Source organism: Streptomyces odontomachi (assembly GCF_024435355.1).
Classification (GTDB): domain Bacteria; phylum Actinomycetota; class Actinomycetes; order Streptomycetales; family Streptomycetaceae; genus Streptomyces; species Streptomyces odontomachi.
In genome coordinates this window covers 14,924-30,831 of sequence record NZ_JAMJWG010000045.1, presented here as the reverse complement: position 1 = coordinate 30,831, position 15,908 = coordinate 14,924, and the positions used below count along the sequence as shown (strand labels likewise).

The 15,908-nt window shown below is 72.8% G+C and carries 12 protein-coding genes; 9 read left to right on the top strand and 3 right to left on the bottom strand.

What is annotated here, in order from left to right; translation table 11 throughout:
* From NQO67_RS42165 to NQO67_RS42140, 6 genes are all read left to right on the top strand, one after another.
* On the top strand, positions 1-792 hold a 792-nt coding region (locus NQO67_RS42165; RefSeq protein WP_255955920.1), incomplete at its 5' end, for a DNA translocase FtsK.
* 444 nt (positions 793-1,236) lie between these two features.
* On the top strand, positions 1,237-2,244 hold the full coding sequence (locus NQO67_RS42160) for a helix-turn-helix domain-containing protein (protein ID WP_374119303.1): 1,008 nt from the start codon (positions 1,237-1,239) through the stop codon (positions 2,242-2,244).
* A 196-nt stretch (positions 2,245-2,440) separates the two neighbouring features.
* Positions 2,441-3,955: a 30S ribosomal protein S12 methylthiotransferase RimO gene (gene rimO / locus NQO67_RS42155; RefSeq protein ID WP_255955919.1), complete on the top strand. Its 1,515-nt coding sequence runs from the start codon at positions 2,441-2,443 to the stop codon at positions 3,953-3,955.
* On the top strand, positions 3,952-4,872 hold the full coding sequence (gene pgsA, locus NQO67_RS42150; protein ID WP_255955918.1) for a CDP-diacylglycerol--glycerol-3-phosphate 3-phosphatidyltransferase: 921 nt from the start codon (positions 3,952-3,954) through the stop codon (positions 4,870-4,872). The genes rimO and pgsA overlap by 4 nt, the downstream gene beginning before the upstream one ends.
* Positions 4,869-5,378: a CinA family protein gene (locus NQO67_RS42145; RefSeq protein WP_255955917.1), complete on the top strand. Its 510-nt coding sequence runs from the start codon at positions 4,869-4,871 to the stop codon at positions 5,376-5,378. Before pgsA ends, NQO67_RS42145 begins: the two co-directional genes overlap by 4 nt.
* A 124-nt stretch (positions 5,379-5,502) precedes the next feature.
* A complete protein-coding gene (locus tag NQO67_RS42140; protein WP_255955916.1) occupies positions 5,503-5,880 on the top strand; it encodes a helix-turn-helix domain-containing protein in 378 nt (125 codons plus the stop codon).
* Between the two features lie 445 nt (positions 5,881-6,325).
* Here NQO67_RS42140 and NQO67_RS42135 read toward each other — a convergent pair whose 3' ends face one another.
* Positions 6,326-7,234, bottom strand: a complete 909-nt coding sequence (locus NQO67_RS42135; protein ID WP_255955915.1) for an Fpg/Nei family DNA glycosylase — start codon at positions 7,232-7,234, stop codon at positions 6,326-6,328.
* A gap of 289 nt (positions 7,235-7,523) precedes the next feature.
* Positions 7,524-12,401: an ATP-dependent helicase gene (locus NQO67_RS42130; protein ID WP_255955914.1), complete on the bottom strand. Its 4,878-nt coding sequence runs from the start codon at positions 12,399-12,401 to the stop codon at positions 7,524-7,526.
* 206 nt (positions 12,402-12,607) lie between these two features.
* On the opposite strand from NQO67_RS42130, the gene NQO67_RS42125 reads away from it, so the two are divergent.
* The 3 genes from NQO67_RS42125 to NQO67_RS42115 all read left to right on the top strand — a co-directional run bounded on the left by NQO67_RS42125 (position 12,608) and on the right by NQO67_RS42115 (position 14,789).
* Complete coding sequence (locus NQO67_RS42125) at positions 12,608-13,516, top strand: AraC family transcriptional regulator (protein WP_255955913.1); 909 nt, start codon at positions 12,608-12,610, stop codon at positions 13,514-13,516.
* A 110-nt stretch (positions 13,517-13,626) separates the two neighbouring features.
* Complete coding sequence (locus tag NQO67_RS42120; RefSeq protein WP_255955924.1) at positions 13,627-14,484, top strand: AzlC family ABC transporter permease; 858 nt, start codon at positions 13,627-13,629, stop codon at positions 14,482-14,484.
* Entirely contained in the window at positions 14,481-14,789 is a 309-nt protein-coding gene (locus NQO67_RS42115) for an AzlD domain-containing protein (protein ID WP_255955912.1), read from the top strand. Before NQO67_RS42120 ends, NQO67_RS42115 begins: the two co-directional genes overlap by 4 nt.
* 83 nt (positions 14,790-14,872) lie before the next feature.
* Here NQO67_RS42115 and NQO67_RS42110 read toward each other — a convergent pair whose 3' ends face one another.
* Positions 14,873-15,817 carry a hypothetical protein gene (locus tag NQO67_RS42110; protein WP_255955923.1) on the bottom strand — a complete coding sequence of 315 codons (945 nt, stop codon included), beginning with the start codon at positions 15,815-15,817 and terminating at the stop codon, positions 14,873-14,875.
* Between the last annotated feature and the right edge of the window lie 91 nt (positions 15,818-15,908).

Sequence of the window (15,908 nt, the reverse complement as noted above, 5' to 3'; positions counted from 1 at the left end):
TACGACGACCTCGCCGCCTTCGGCTACCGGCACATCGACGACTTCAACCAGGCGGTGCGCAGCGGCAAGCTGACGACACCCGAGGGCAGCGAGCGCGAGCTCCAGCCGTACCCGTACCTGGTGGTCATCGTCGATGAGCTGGCGGATCTGATGATGGTTGCGCCGCGGGACGTCGAGGACTCCATCGTGCGCATCACGCAGCTCGCCCGTGCCGCCGGCATTCACCTGGTGCTGGCCACGCAGCGGCCGTCGGTCGACGTCGTCACGGGTCTGATCAAGGCGAACGTGCCGTCCCGGCTCGCCTTCGCCACCTCCTCGCTCGCCGACAGCCGTGTCATCCTCGACCAGCCGGGTGCCGAGAAGCTGATCGGCAAGGGCGACGGGCTGTTCCTGCCGATGGGCGCCAACAAGCCCGTCCGCATGCAGGGCGCCTTCGTCACGGAAGAGGAGATCGCGCAGGTCGTACGGCACTGCAAGGAACAGATGGCGCCCGTCTTCCGGGACGACGTCACCGTCGGCAGCAAGCAGAAGAAGGAGATCGACGAGGACATCGGCGACGACCTGGACCTGCTCTGCCAGGCCGCCGAACTCGTGGTCTCCACCCAGTTCGGCTCCACCTCCATGCTCCAGCGCAAACTGCGGGTGGGCTTCGCCAAGGCCGGCCGTCTGATGGACCTGATGGAGTCGCGGAACATCGTCGGACCCAGCGAGGGTTCCAAAGCACGTGACGTTCTTGTGAAGGCCGACGACCTGGATGGAGTGCTTGCCACGATTCGAGGGGAAGCTAAGTGAAGGGAAGCGGAACCCGCGCTCACGGCGGTCGGTAGGTCGCACACGGCGCACAATCCGGCGCATGCGAGGTGCGTCGATCATGTGCGCGGTGTCGTGCACCGCTCTTCCACGGCGCATCCGGACGGCACCTGTGAGTCCTTGCTTCATGCCTGCGACACCCCAGGGGTGCGGTGGGGGTACCCCCCCCACACCCGCAAGGCAGCGGGGGAGGGAGGGGCTCATGCGTGCCGGCCCGTGCAGTGTCGATGGGGCCGCCCGGGACTGCGGGCAACCGTTTCGCCTCGGCATACGTCAAGTTGAGGGGAGGCGCACCATCACTTCCTCCATCAGGGCAAACGACCATGCGGATAGCGTATGGACCCTCGTTGCCCGGTTGCCGCACCCACTCGCACCCCCAATAAACTGAACGCCCAGCAGGTGGCTACACGCTCGAAAGGCGCCCCCGTGTCCATCGGCAACTCCCCTGAAGCAGACCGCCCATCGGCGGAAGAAAACCATTCATCGGCTGAAAACGATCACGAGCCGGACAAAATCGACCAGGTGTCGGTCGATGCGGAGCGTCCGGCCAGTGAAGCGAGCGACGATTCCGCTTGGTCGGGCGACCATGCGCTCTTGACATCCGACGACGAGCTTCTGGAGGCCGATGACGACGAGCCTTTCGAGGATGAAGACGGCGCGCTCGGCGTCGGCCGCGCCCTGCACCGCGCACGCACCCGTGCCGGGCTGACCGTCGACGACGTCAGCTCCGCCACCCGGGTCCGCGTGCCGATCCTGCGCGCGATCGAGCAGGACGACTTCAGCCGGTGCGGTGGAGACGTCTACGCCCGCGGGCACGTCAAGACGCTCGCCCGTGCCGTGGGCCTCGATCCGGAGCCGCTCCTGGAGCGTTTCGACGCCGAGCACGGCGCCCCGGAGACCCCGACGCCCGCCACCCCGCTCTTCGAAGCGGAACGCATCAGGCCGGAGCGGCGCAGCCCCAACTGGACGGCGGCCATGGTCGCCGCGATCGTCGCCGTGATCGGCTTCGTCGGCTTCACCCTCGTCAACACCCATCACGACCAGGGCAGCCAGACGCAGACCGCCAAGGGCGCCAACCCGGCCGAGAGCCGGCCGGCGCCCAAGCCCTCCAAGACCACCCCCGCCGCCCCCAGCCCGGACCCCACCGACAGTGCCATCGCCGCCGCCCCGCGCGACAAGGTGACCGTGATGGTGAACGCGGCCGGCGGCCGCAGCTGGATCTCCGCCAAGGACCACAACGGCCAGCTCCTCTTCGGCGGCGTGCTGCAGAAGGGTGAGAAGAAGACCTTCCAGGACAACGAGAAGATCGACCTCGTCCTCGGGGACGCCGGCTCCATAGAGCTCTACGTGAACGGCAAGAAGATCGACAACAAGTTCCAGCCCGGTCAGGTGCAGCGCCTTTCGTACACCAAGGGCGACCCCGAGGCCGGCTGACGCCTGGCGGGTGCCTGGGCGGCCCACGGGGGCCGGCCTGGGCTCCCGCGGGGCGCAGGACGGTGGCTGCTGGGGGTTCGCCGAAGCGGTTCGTGGGGCGCCGGAGGCCGTTGGTGCGGCGGTGAGCAGGGGCTTGGAGGAATGTCCCGGAGCCCTCGCGGCCGGTGTCGCCGGCATGACGAAGTAGTCTGAGCGCATGCCTGAACGCCGTACCGTCGCTCTCGTCACACTCGGCTGCGCCCGTAACGAGGTGGACTCGGAAGAGCTTGCAGGCCGCTTGGAGGCGGACGGCTGGCAGCTTGTCGAGGACGCCGAGGCGGCAGACGTCGCCGTCGTGAACACCTGCGGCTTCGTCGAGGCCGCGAAGAAGGACTCCGTCGACGCGCTGCTGGAAGCCCATGACCTGAAGGGGCACGGCAGAACCCGGGCCGTGGTGGCGGTGGGCTGCATGGCCGAGCGGTACGGCAAGGAGCTCGCCGAGGCCCTCCCGGAAGCCGACGGCGTCCTCGGATTCGACGACTACAGCCATATCTCCGAGCGCCTCACGACCATCCTCAGCGGCGGCATCCACGCCTCCCACACCCCGCGTGACCGTCGCAAGCTGCTGCCGATCAGCCCGGCGGAGCGCCAGCAGGCGGGCGCGAGCGTGGCCCTGCCGGGGCACGCGGACGCGACGGAGCAGGCCGACCGGATCCCTGCGGACCTGCCCCCGGGGCTTGCCCCCGCCTCCGGCCCCCGTGCGCCGCTGCGGCACCGGCTCGGCAGCTCTCCCGTCGCCTCGGTGAAGCTCGCCTCCGGTTGCGACCGGCGCTGCACCTTCTGCGCCATCCCGTCCTTCCGCGGCTCCTTCATCTCACGCCGGCCCGCCGATGTGCTCAACGAAACCCGCTGGCTGGCCGAGCAGGGCGTCAAGGAGATCCTGCTGGTCTCCGAGAACAACACGTCCTATGGCAAGGACCTCGGCGACATCCGGCTGCTCGAGACGCTCCTGCCGGAGCTGGCCGCCGTGGACGGCATCGAGCGGGTTCGGGTGAGCTATCTCCAGCCCGCCGAGATGCGCCCCGACCTCGTCGAGGTGCTCACCTGCACCGAGAAGGTTGCCCCTTACTTCGATCTGTCCTTCCAGCACTCGGCGCCCGGGGTGCTGCGCGCCATGCGCCGCTTCGGCGACACCGATCGGTTCCTGGAACTGCTGGACCAGATCCGCGGCAAGGCGCCGCAGGCGGGGGTGCGGTCCAACTTCATCGTCGGGTTCCCCGGCGAGAGCGAGGCCGACCTGGCCGAGCTCGAGCGTTTCCTCACCGAGGCGAGACTGGATGCCATCGGCATCTTCGGGTACTCCGACGAGGACGGCACGGAAGCCGCCGGATTCGACGGCAAGCTCGGGGAGGACGTGGTGGCCGAGCGGGTGACACACCTCACCCGGCTCGCTGAGGAGCTGACCGCGCAGCGCGCCGAAGAGCGGCTGGGCGAGACGGTCGAGGTGCTGGTCGAGTCGACGGGTTCGGCGGCGGACGACGAGCCCGCAGCGGGCCGCGCCGCCCACCAGGCGCCGGAGACGGACGGCCAGGTGTACTTCACGGGCGACGGCGACGCCGCCGGTGTGGCCGTCGGCCGAATGGTCGCCGCCAAGGTGGTCGGCACCCAGGGTGTCGACCTGGTGGCCGAGGTCGTCGAAGGCCCCGTGGGCATCGAGGAGGCAGGCAGATGACCGGAGTCCCGGCGACCGCCGCGGGCGACTCCGGCCGTCCGGCGCCCCCCGGCCGGGCGGGTCCCGCCGCCGTGCGGCACGTCAGCCTGTGGAACGTCGCCAATCTCCTCACGATGATCCGGCTGCTGCTCGTGCCCGGGTTCATCGCCCTGATGCTGGCCGGCGGCGGCTACGACCCGGCGTGGCGCTCCCTCGCCTGGGCCGCCTTCGCCGTCGCCATGATCACGGACCTCTTCGACGGCCATCTGGCCCGTACATACGACCTGGTCACGGACTTCGGCAAGATCGCCGACCCGATCGCGGACAAGGCGATCATGGGCACCGCGCTGATCTGCCTCTCCGCGCTCGGCGACCTGCCCTGGTGGGTCACGTGCGTCATCCTCGGCCGTGAGCTGGGCATCACCGTGCTGCGCTTCTGGGTGATCCGCCACGGGGTCATCCCGGCCAGCCGCGGCGGCAAGCTGAAGACCCTGGCACAGGGCGTCGCGGTGGGCATGTACGTCCTTGCGCTGACCGGGCCGCTCGCGACCCTGCGGTTCTGGGTGATGGCGGTCGCCGTGGTGCTGACCGTGGTGAGCGGGATCGACTACGTGAAGCAGGCGATAGTGCTGCGCCGGCAGGGCCGACGGGCGGAGCGCGCCACCGCCGGCCCCCGGCCGGGTGCGACGGTGGCGCCGGCTTCGGTGGTGGCGGGCGAGCCGGACTCCGGTGCGGCGGAAGCGGCCCCGGCGTCCCTGGACCCAGCCGAGGGAGCGGAGCCCGGAAACCCACCGGGTCTCGCCGCGGAGGCGGGACCGGAGGCCGCCGCGGCGGTGGCCGACGCGCCGGCACGCGAGACGGCGGTGTCCTCGGTCGCCGCCGAGACGCGGGCGGAGGTTGCCTCGGGGGAGCGACACGGCCAGGAGCCACCGCGATGACACCGGGTGCGGACGCGCTGGTGGATCTCCTCGTGGCACGCGGCGAGACCGTGGCCGTGGCCGAGTCCCTGACCGGAGGGCTGGTGGCGGCCGAGCTGACGGCCGTACCGGGCGCGTCGAAGACCTTTCGCGGCTCTGTCACCGCCTACGCCACGGAGCTGAAGGCCCGGGTCCTGGGGGTGGAAGGCGGCCTGCTGGCCGAGCGCGGCGCGGTCGATCCCGAGGTCGCGCTACAGATGGCGCGGGGTGTGCGCGGTGTCCTGGAGACCGACTGGGGCCTGGCCACGACCGGTGTCGCCGGTCCCGAACCGCAGGACGGGCAGCCCGTCGGAACGGTCTTCATCGCGGTCAGCGGGCCCTCAGGTCAGGAGAAAGTCGCTGAGCTGGGGTTGAACGGCGATCGAGCGGAAATCCGTATGGAGACTGTACGGAGCGTGCTCACACTGTTGCTCAGGCAGCTTTCCGGCGAACGACCAGAGAATGCGCGGACACAGGATACGGAATGATTCGGGGGGACTTGATGTTTGCAGCCCTTAGTGAACACGACATCGCTCCCCGCACAGCCGCTGCGGGAGGCGGTACGGTGGGGCGTAACGGAAGCGGCTACACGGTCCGAGGAGGGAGCCACCGATGATCCTGCTCCGTCGCCTGCTGGGTGACGTGCTGCGTCGGCAGCGCCAGCGCCAGGGCCGTACTCTGCGCGAAGTCTCCTCATCCGCCCGAGTCTCGCTCGGCTATCTCTCCGAGGTGGAGCGGGGGCAGAAGGAGGCATCCTCCGAGCTGCTCTCCGCGATCTGCGACGCGCTTGACGTACGGATGTCCGAGCTCATGCACGAGGTGAGCGATGAACTCGCCCTTGCCGAGCTCGCCGAGTCGGCTGCCGCCACCGAGCCGGTGCCGGCGACCGCGGTGCACCCCATGCTGAATTCCGTCTCCGTGGCCGGTGTCCCACCGGAGCGGGTGACCATCAAGGCGCCTGCCGAAGCGGTGGACGTCGTAGCGGCCTGAGACGCATCTCGATCCCAGGCCGGGTGGGCTCCGGACCCGTACGGGGTGTGGCCGGTGGGAGTTGCGTACGCGTCAGTGCGGGTTGCGCACGCGAAGGACCGCGTATGCGAACAGGCATGCATGCGAACGGGCCTGACAGATGTGGCAGATGTAGGACAGATATAGCAGACAGTGGCGAACCGGCGTACCGTACGCGGCTTACGTGAAGCGACGTGGCCGACGGGACGCCCGCGAAGACGAGAAGGCCCCGGTCGGGGTGGACAGCACAGTGTCGCCGTCCACCCCGACCGGGGCCTCGTGTTGTCGGTTGTTGCGCCGTCGGTTGTTGCGCTGTCGGTTGTGGGGGCGGTCGGGGCAGCCGGTCGGTTCGGGCAGTCCTGTGGGGTCGCCGGTCGTGCGGCTGCGGTGCAGCTCGCCTCTGAGGGCTTCTCCCGGCGCGATCCGGTTATCGTGCGCGATCGGTGGGCGAGCTGCCGGTTGCGGGTGGGAAGTTCCGTGACGTGGCACGCGGGGTGGGGCTCGTGGAGCCACGCGGGCGTGGGGCGGGGCCGTGTTGGCACGAGGGGCACCAGTACGTGGGGCGTTCGCTCGAGCCTCTCCCGTTTCCGGGGCGACGTCCCCCGCCCTGGTCGGCCACCCGGATCGGGGTGGCGCACCGCAGGCAGGGGCGGGGTGCGCGGCCGTAGACGAACAGTCGTGGGTCCCGGCGGCCCGTCGTGGATCGGGCGGGCTCCTCCCGATTGGCTTCCAGAAGCCGCTTCGCCAGGGTGACGAGCCGTTCGGCCACCTCGGTGGGCAGATCGCCGACGGGGAGCCACGGGGTGGCCCGGATGAGGAAGCACAACTCCGACTTGTAGACGTTGCCGACGCCGGCGAGATTGCGCTGGTCCAGCAGGGCCTCGCCGAGGGGCCGGGTGGGATCGCGGCGGAGTCGGGCCAGGGCGGTGTCCGGGTCCCAGTCCGGGCCGAGCAGGTCGGGTCCGAGATGGCCGACGGCCCGCTGTTCGTCGCCGGTGCGGAGCAGCTCCAGCACGGGCAGGCGATAGCCGACCGCGGTGGGGCCGTCGGTGCCCAGGATCGCCCGAATCTGATGCCCGGGGCCGCCACGCCAGCGTTCTCCCGGCTGGTAGATCTTCCAGGCGCCCTCCATCGCCAGGTGCGAGTGCAGGGTGAGGCCGCCCGACATCCGGGTCAGGAGGTGCTTGCCACGTGGTGTGACGTCCAGCACCGTGCGGCCGGTGAGGTCGGCCGTGGCGTGCGCCGGCACACGAAGATCGGAGCGCACCAGCACACGCCCCGCGAGCGCGCGGTGCAGCCGTCGCGCGGCCTGCCAGACGGTGTCTCCTTCGGGCATGGGTCCAAGCGTCGCACGGGTGGTGTCCGCATGGCCGTCCTGGGCCGGTCCCGGTGGCCTTGCCAGGGCTTGTTCGGTGTGCTGAGGCGCTGAGGGTGCCGAGGTGTCGCCGGTCCGGTCCGGTCCGGACCGGCGCGTGTGGGGCGAGGGCGGGGATGGGGCCTGGGACGGTCCGGAGGGAACCGGGCGTGGGCCTGCTCCCTGTGAGCGGTTGGTGTGAGCGGACGACGTGCGTGCCCTGCCGGCCGGGCGCGAGCCAGGACGCTGGCAGGCCGCGGTCCGGATCCGGCTATGCCCGCAGTCGCAGGCCCCTCGGGGTGGCGTGGAAACCGGAGGTTTCCAGGAGGGTGCCCAGGGGCGAGGTGAGTGCGGCGGCACCGTTGATCCGCTCGACCGTGACCGTGCCGAGGGAGCCGGCGCGTGCGGCGGAAGCGAAGGCCTCGGCTGCGGCGCCCAGGCGGGCGTCCTCCTCGGGCCCGGGGGCTTCCGGGTCCGCGGGCCAGGCCAGCAGGGTCTTGCCGCCGCGCTCCATGTACAGCGTCAACTCGCCGTCGACGAGCACGACCAGCGCTCCGGCCTTACGACCGGGCTTGTGCCCGGCGCCCGTCGGCTGCTCCGGCCAGGGCAGGGCCGCCCCGTAGGCGTTCGCCGGGTCCGCGGCGGCCAGCAGGACGGCGCGGGGTGCGGAGGAGCGCCGGGGGCGCCGACCGGCGGCATCCTGATAGGCGCCCTGACGCGTGCCCGTGCCGGGTGGCGCTTCGGGCCCGCCGCCGTCGGGGGAGGCCTGGTCGGACCAGATGTCGGTGGCCCAGTCCGGGGCCCAGTCCGGTTGGTCCTCGCCGGGGCCCGGGTGGTCGTCCCCGGTCGCACCGTCGGGCCAGTCGTCGGGCGTGCTCCAGCCGGGTGGGTCCGGCACGGGCTCCTCGCGCTCGCGTGCGTGGGCCACGGCACGTAGCCGGTCCACCGCGCCGTCCATGGCGAACTGCGCGGCGCCGAGGCCTTCGACGACGTAGCCGCGGCGGGCCTGGCCGCTCTCCTCGAAGGCGGACAGGACCCGGTACATCGCGGCGAACCCGCCTTCGACGCCTTCCGTGGCGACCGCGCCGCGGGTGACCACGCCGTGCCGGTCGAGCAGGGTGTGTGCCAGGGCGTGGCCGCGCACGGTGGGGTCGGTCTCGCGGGTCGGCAGCACGGACCAGCGGCCGGCGACGGTCGGCGGGCCCTGCCGGGACGTCGGGCGGGCTGCCGCGGTGGTGAGGCTGCCGTAGCGCCCGCGGGGCACCGCACGCTTGGCGCGGTGGGCGGTGGCACCGGCGGTGCGACCGGAACCGAGCAGGGCACGCATCGGGCCGAGCGTGTCGTTCGTCAGCCGTCCGGACCAGGCGAGCTCCCAGATCACGTCGGCGATCTCGGGGTCGGTCGCATCGGGGTGGGTGCCCGCGCGTACCCGGTCGGCTATCTGCCGGAAGAACAGGCCGTATCCCCCGGACAGCGCGTCCAGGACGGACTGGTGCAGGGGAGCGAGCTCCAGGGGGTGCGGGGGCGGCAGCAGGAGCGGTGCCGTGTCGGCGAGGTAGAGGCTGACCCAGCCGTCCTTGCCCGGCAGCGCCCCGGCACCGGCCCACACGATCTCGCCCGATGCGGTGAGCTCGTCCAGCATCGCCGGGTGGTAGTCGGACACCCGCGACGGCAGGACCAGCTTCTCGAGGGCCGAGGCGGGCACGGACGCGCCCTGCAACTGCTCGATCGCGCGCACCAGCCCGTCGACACCGCGCAGCCCGTGCCGGCCGAGGTGCTGCCACTGGGGCAGGAACTGGGCGAGTGCGGCGGGCGGCACCGGCTCCAGCTCGTGCCGCAGGGCCGCCAGCGAGCGGCGCCGTAGCCGGCGCAGGACCGTTGCATCGCACCATTCCTGGTCCACTCCGGCGGGGTGGAACTCGCCCCGGACGAGGCGTCCGCCCGCCATGAGCTGGTGCAGCGCGCCGTCGGTGACCGCGGTGCCGAGGCCGAAGCGGGCGGCGGCGGTGGCGGAGGTGAACGGCCCGTGGGTGCGTGCGTAGCGTGCCAGGAGGTCGCCCAAGGGGTCGCGTACCGGCTCCGTGAACGCCTCCGGGACGCCGACGGGCAGGGCGGTCCCGAGGGCGTCCCGCAGCCGGCCGGCGTCCTCCACGGCGGCCCAGTGCTCGCGGCCCGCGATGCGTACCCGGATGGCGCGCCGGGCGGCGGTGAGCTCCTCGGCCCACTCCGGCCGCGCGCCGCGTTCGACCAGCTCGGCGTCGGTGAGCGGGCCGAGTACCCGCAGCAGATCGGCGATGCCCTCGGAGTCCTTCACCCGGCGGTCGTCGGTCAGCCACTGGAGCTCGCGCTCCAGCTCGGTCAGCACGTCAGCGTCAAGGAGCTCACGCAGCTCGGCCTGGCCCAGCAGTTCGGCGAGCAGCCGGGAGTCCAGCGACAGGGCGGCGGCGCGGCGCTCGGCGAGCGGGGAGTCGCCCTCGTAGAGGAACTGGGCCACGTAGCCGAAGAGCAGCGAGCGGGCGAACGGCGACGGCTGCTGGGTGGTGACCTCCACCAGGCGCACCTTGCGGGATTCGACGTCACCCATCAGCTCGGCGAGCCCGGGGACGTCGAACACGTCCTGGAGGCATTCGCGTACGGCCTCCAGGACGATCGGGAAGGAGCCGAAGTCGCTCGCCACCTCCAGCAGCTGTGCCGCCCGCTGGCGCTGCTGCCACAGCGGGGTGCGCTTGCCGGGGCTGCGGCGGGGCAACAGCAGGGCGCGCGCGGCGCACTCGCGGAACCGGGCCGCGAACAGGGCCGAGCCGCCCACCTGCTCGGTGACGATCCGGTCGACCTCGGACTTGTCGAAGACGACGTCGGCGGCGCCGATCGGGGCCTGCTCCGGGTCGTACTCCGTGCCCTGCTTGGCGGGCTCGGCGTCGAGCAGGTCCAGACCCATCAGGTCGGCGTCGGGCAGCCGTAGCACCAGGCCGTCGTCGGCATGCATGACCTGGGCGTCCATGCCGTATCGCTCGGTGAGCCTGGCCCCCAGGGCGAGCGCCCACGGGGCGTGCACCTGGGCGCCGAACGGGGAGTGCACGACGACCCGCCAGTCGCCCAGCTCGTCGCGGAAGCGCTCCACCACGATGGTGCGGTCGTCCGGCACATGGCCGCAGGCCTGGCGCTGCTCGTCGAGGTAGGCGAGGACATTGTCCGCCGCCCAGGCGTCGAGCCCCGCGGCCAGCAGCCGCAGCCGGGCGTCGTCCTTGGGCAGCGCCCCCACCTCGCGCAGGAACGCGCCGAGCGCACGCCCCAGCTCCAGAGGGCGGCCGAGCTGGTCGCCCTTCCAGAACGGCAGCCGGCCGGGCACCCCGGGGGCGGGGGAGACCAGCACGCGGTCACGGGTGATGTCCTCGATGCGCCACGAGGTGGTGCCGAGGGTGAAGACATCACCGACCCGCGACTCGTAGACCATCTCCTCGTCCAGCTCGCCGACGCGGCCTCCGCCCTTCTTCGGGTCGGCACCGGCGAGGAAGACCCCGAACAGGCCCCGGTCGGGGATGGTGCCTCCGGACGTCACGGCGAGCCGCTGCGCCCCGGGGCGGCCGGTGACGGTGCCCGCGATCCGGTCCCACACCACGCGCGGGCGCAGCTCGGCGAAGGCGTCCGACGGGTAGCGGCCCGCGAGCATGTCCAGGACGGCGGTGAACGCCGACTCGGGCAGCGCGGCGAACGGGGCCGCCCGGCGTACCAGGGTCAGCAGGTCGTCGACCTGCCAGGTGTCCATGGCGGTCATGGCCACCAGCTGCTGTGCCAGGACGTCCAGCGGGTTGGCGGGGATGCGCAGCGCCTCGATGGAGCCGGTGCGCATCCGCTCGGTGACGACCGCCGACTGCACGAGATCGCCGCGGTACTTGGGGAACACCACACCGGTGGAGACCGCGCCGACCTGGTGCCCGGCGCGTCCCACGCGTTGCAGCCCGGAGGCCACCGACGGCGGTGACTCCACCTGGACGACGAGGTCCACCGCGCCCATGTCGATGCCCAGCTCGAGGCTGGAGGTGGCCACCACGGCGGGCAGCCGGCCCGCCTTGAGGTCCTCCTCCACCTGGGCGCGCTGCTCCTTGGAGACCGAGCCGTGATGGGCGCGGGCGATGACCGCGGGAGCGCCCTGGGCGGCGCCCGAGCCGCCCATCAGCTGGGCCGGGGCGTGCGCCTCCTCGAGGGGCAGGCCGGTGGCACGCTCGTAGGCGATCTCATTGAGCCGATTGCACAGCCGCTCGGCCAGCCGGCGGGAGTTCGCGAACACGATCGTGGAGCGGTGGGCCTGCACCAGGTCGGTGATCCGCTCCTCCACGTGCGGCCAGATCGACGGCCGGTCCGCGCCCTCCTGGTCGTCGGACACGGGGGAACCGCCGAGCTCGCCCAGGTCCTCCACGGGGACGACCACGGACAGGTCGAACTCCTTGCCCGACGGTGGCTGGACGATCTCCACCTTGCGGTGCGGCGAGAGGTAGCGGGCGATCTCGTCCACCGGGCGCACCGTCGCCGACAGGCCGATGCGGCGCGCCGGCTTGGGCAGCAGGGCGTCCAGGCGCTCCAGGGTCAGGGCGAGGTGGGCGCCGCGCTTGGTGCCGGCGACCGCGTGCACCTCGTCCAGGATCACCGTGTCGATGCCGGTCAGGGCCTCGCGGGTGGCCGAGGTCAGCATCAGGAACAGCGATTCCGGCGTGGTGATCAGGATGTCCGGGGGGCGGGTGGCCAGGGCGCGCCGCTCGGCCGACGGGGTGTCCCCGGAGCGGATGCCCACCCGGACCTCGGGCTCCGGCAGGCCGAGCCGTACCGCCTCGTGGCGGATGCCGGTCAGCGGGCTGCGCAGATTGCGCTCCACGTCGACGGCGAGCGCCTTCAGCGGGGACACGTACAGCACCCGGCAGCGCTGCTTCGGGTCCGCGGGCGGCGGGCTCGACGCCAGCTGGTCCAGCGCGGCGAGAAACGCGGCGAGGGTCTTGCCGGAGCCGGTCGGCGCGACGACCAGCACGTCGGAGCCCGCGCCGATGGCGCGCCACGCGCCGGCCTGGGCGTCGGTGGGCGCGGAGAAGGCTCCCGTGAACCAGCCGCGGGTCGCGGGAGAGAAGCCGTCCAGTGCGCCGCGCGCTGACCTTGCCATGGTGTCCATCCTGCACCCGGCCACTGACAACGGGCCGGGCCGTGATCGCGGAGCGCCCCGGGTGCGGCGCGGTGGGCGTCGGCGAAGGCCCTGCGGCGGCGCTGGCCTGGGCCCCGGGACGGTCGGCGAAGACGGAACGGAAGATAGGAGTCCGTTTGTGCATACGGGTCGGCGGCCGGGCGGGCGTGCCGCGCAGAATGGGAGCCATGGCGAGTACGGGAGAACGGGCGCGGCACTGGCGGTACGAGGAGCTGCCGGGTGTCGACCTGCTGCGCGCCCGCTACATCCGCAAGGCCTTCGTCCGGCACACCCACGAGAACTTCGTGATCGCCGCCATTTCCGACGGTGTGGAGGTCTTCCACCACGGCGGCGCCGATCAGTACGCGGGCCCCGGCACACTCACCCTGGTCAACCCGGACACCCCGCACACGGGCCGTGCCGGAGTGCCCGAGGGCTGGCGGTACGGGGCGGTGTACCCGGCGCCGGACCTCGTTGCCGCGATCGCCGCCGAGACCACCGCCCTGCGCGGCACCCCCGGGTTCACCCTGCCGGTGCTGGCCGACCCCACCGCCGCGCACCAGGTCCACCAGGTGCTGCGGGCGGCCGACGAGGGCAATGCCCTGGCCGCCGACACCCTGCTGAGGCTGCTGGTGACCCGGCTGCTGCGGCGCAACGGCGGCCTGCTGCCGGGACGTCCGGTGCGCACGGCGGGCGCCCGAATCGCGGCACGCGCGCGTGCCGTGCTGGAAGAGCGGATGGCCGAGCCGCCCACTCTGGAGCGGCTCGCCGCCGACCTCGGCACGAGCCCGTTCGCGCTCCTGAGAGCCTTCCGGGCCAGCTACGGGATGCCGCCGCACACCTGGCTCACCGACGCCCGGGTGCGCCGCGCCCGCCAGCTGCTCGACGCGGGCACACCACCCGCCCGGGTGGCCGCCGACGTGGGCTTCACCGACCAGCCGCACCTCAGCCGCCACTTCGCCCGCATCGTCGGCGTGCCACCGGGCGCGTACCAGCGGGAGCGCAAAAACGTACAAGAACCCCGACCCCGTCTGCACCTACCGTCCGGAGGGTGGCAGAACAGACGACACGTACGACCGAACGGCGTCACCCCCTGAGGAGAAACGACACGCCCCTGGGGAGCGACGACGCACCCCCCGGGCGCGGTGCCTTGCCAGGGGGAGGCGACGTCCCAGGGGCGCATGATGCGAGCAGCCCACCCATGGGGATGCGTACGGAGCGGCGTGCTCTCAAGGACGGCGGTTCGGGTGACGAGAAGCGCGATGCGGCGGTGGTGCGGGACGCGCTCGGTGTCGGGGTCGCCGTCGGCCTCTCGGGGTTCGCCTTCGGCGTGACCTCGGCCGGCAGCGGCCTCACGCTGCTCCAGACCTGCGTGCTGAGCCTGCTGGTCTTCACGGGCGCCTCGCAGTTCGCACTCGTCGGGGCCCTCGCAGCGGGCGGGAATCCGTTCACCGCCGCTGCCGGCGCCTTCTTCCTGGGCGTGCGCAACGCGTTCTACGGGCTGCGCCTGTCGCAGCTGCTGGCCCTGCCGCGTGCGGTGCGGCTGCCGGCGGCGCAGTGGGTCATCGACGAGACCACGGCGGTCTCCCTGGCCCAGCCCACCAGGCGCAGCGCACGCATCGGCTTCGTGGTGACCGGCCTCACCCTCTACGTGCTGTGGAACCTCACCACCCTCTTCGGCGCGCTGGGCGCCCGGGCCATCGGCGACACCGACGCCTGGGGGCTCGACGCCGCGAACCCGGCCGTCTTCCTGGCGCTCCTCGCACCGATGCTGCGCACCGGAACCGAGCGTGCCGTGGCCGGGGTGGCCGTCGTCCTCGGCCTCGGACTGCTGCCGGTGCTCCCTGCCGGCGTCCCGGTACTGGTGGCCGCCCTCGCCGCGCCCGCCGTGCTCTGGGCCGACGGCCGCAGGCGCCGCACCACGGGCAACCGGCACGACGGCACCGTCGACGAGCAGGGCGCCACGACCCATCGGCAGGGCCCCACGGGCCACAGCCAGGACGGCGAGGCCGACGGACACGATGCCGCGGCCGGCGGGCCGGGCGCGCAAGGAGAACAGGCGTGAACATCTGGATTGCGATCGCCGTCACGGCGATCGGTTGTTACGCGGTGAAGCTCATAGGGCTCGTCGTCCCGTCCGGCGTCCTTGAGCGACCGGTCGTCAAACGGCTGGCCGCGCTGCTCCCCGTGGCCCTGCTCGCCGCGCTCACGGCCCAGCAGACCTTCGCCGACGGACGTGCCCTGACCCTCGACGCCAAGGCGGTGGGGCTGGCCGCTGCGGCCGTGGTCCTCGTCCTGCGCGCGCCCTTCCTGGTCGTGATCGCGACCGCGGTACTGGCCACCGCGGCCGTGCGAGCGATGACCGGCTGACCGGCGGGGGGCGCCCGGCGCCCGACGTCCGGGCGGTGCGGAAGGGCGACGAGGCCGTGGGGAGCGGCGTCGGGAGGTGCCGCTCACGCCACGGGGCGGCCGTACGCCCGCAGCGTCCGCAGCGCCTCGACGGTGACGACGGGACGCCGCTCCAGGCGCTCCAGGGCGGCACCCGGTGACCAGCGGCGCTCGGTGTCCTGCCGGGGGGCAGGCCCTGCGGGCAGGACCGGCCATCCGCCGTCCCGCTGCTGGTCGGCCGCGAGGAAGTCGAGGGAGCGGGCCATCTCGTCGTCGGTGAACCAGGCGCGGGCCAGCGACCGGGGCACCCGCGCGTAGTGGTGCGGGAGGTGGTGCTCGCCCGGGGCGCGCCCCGCGCCCGCCGCCTGCGGGCCGGCGCCGAGCTGCCCCGGATCCAGGACGACGAGACCCTGTTCACGCACCAGCCGGCCGAGCCGGTCGGCGGCTGCCTCCGCCCGTGTGCGGTCGGGCACGGAATCCAGGAACGCGACCGCCGCCCGCACCTCGTGCGGGGTGGGCGCCGCAGAGGACTCCACGGCGTGCCAGCAGAAGTCGGTGGCCCGGAACAGCCAGGGGTGCCAGACGTCGTTGCGGTGCAGCAGGCCCACCGCGTGGCCCGTGGTCAACAGGTCGCCCTGGGGGCCGTGACGGTGTCGTCCGGGCACGAGGTGGGGCAGCGCTCCGTCGGGCGCCGACACCGCCGTCAGATACCGGCCGAGCCGTTCCACCGGCTGCCCGTGGCAGCGCCCGATGGAGTCCAGCACGCGCAGCGCGTGCACCACGTGGGAGGGCCTGCTCTGAGGACCGCGCAGCCCTGGTTCCAGGGCGTGCCCGTAGCCCTCGTCCTCGTTGCGATAGGCGGCCAGAGCGCGCTCCACCGCGTCGGCTGCGCCGGCACCGCCGCCCAGGAAGTGGTAAGCGAACCGCCGTTGCTCAAGGACGCGCGCCGTCAGCAGGACGAACTCCTCCGCGCGACGCAACGCACCGGTACCCGCTGCGCCCGCTGCCATGGGGCGCTGGGGCGTGCGGGTGCGGCCTTGGGGCGGTGGCGCCGGCTTCGTCACGCCCGACGAGCGGGGTAGGGAGCGCGGCGGGCCGGAC